1 protein-coding gene is annotated in these 729 nt (G+C 65.8%); it reads right to left on the bottom strand.

Annotated features, from left to right (window positions below; genetic code table 11):
- Window positions 1-694 (bottom strand): AMP-binding protein (locus ETD85_RS62575; RefSeq protein WP_240780199.1); only part of this gene is annotated, 694 nt, incomplete at its 3' end.
- Window positions 695-729 lie beyond the last annotated feature (35 nt).

Below are 729 nucleotides of genomic sequence, written 5' to 3'. Positions count from 1 at the left end.
TGGTCTCGGTCGGACCGTAGTGATTGAACACCGCACACCCGCGCACATCAGCGTTCGCGAGAACCTGCTCCAGCCAGTCAGACGCGGCAGCCTCCCCGCCCAGCACCAGCGACCGCCCGGGCAACAATCCCGGACCCATCGCCGCCAGATGAGAAGGCACCATCTTGACGAAGTCGATGCCACGCCCAGCCAGCACGGCACGCAACGCTTCAGGATCGGTGGCCGCCCCCTCAGCCACGATGTGCAACTCGCCGCCAAGGGTGAGAGCGGCGAACACCACCGTGTTACCCAAATCCGTAGCCTGACCCTGCACCAGCGCAAACCGGCCACCATCCAAGCCCAGCCGCCCCGGCACCGAACCCACATAATTGGCCAGGGCCGCCTGAGTCACCACCACACCCTTCGGCCGCCCCGTCGAACCCGAGGTATAGATCACATACGCGCTCTGATCGCCAGTCAGACGCCGCTCCGGCCTAGCCGTCGAGGCCATCGACAACCGCATCACGGTGAAAGCGTCATCCAGCACCAGCATCCGACCCCGGCCCGCCGGCAGTTCGTCGGCGATCTCCGCACTGGTGACCGTCAACACCGCACGACTGTCACCCAGCATGTAAGCGATCCGCTCCACCGGCTGACCCGGATCAATCGGCAAATAAGCCGCCCCGGCCTTCCACACCGCCAGCACCGCCACCACCAGATCGGCACCCCGATCCAGACACACCCCCACCA

The organism is Nonomuraea zeae, from assembly GCF_005889725.1.
Classification (GTDB): Bacteria; Actinomycetota; Actinomycetes; order Streptosporangiales; family Streptosporangiaceae; genus Nonomuraea; species Nonomuraea zeae.
This window is presented reverse-complemented; position numbering and strand designations above follow the sequence as displayed.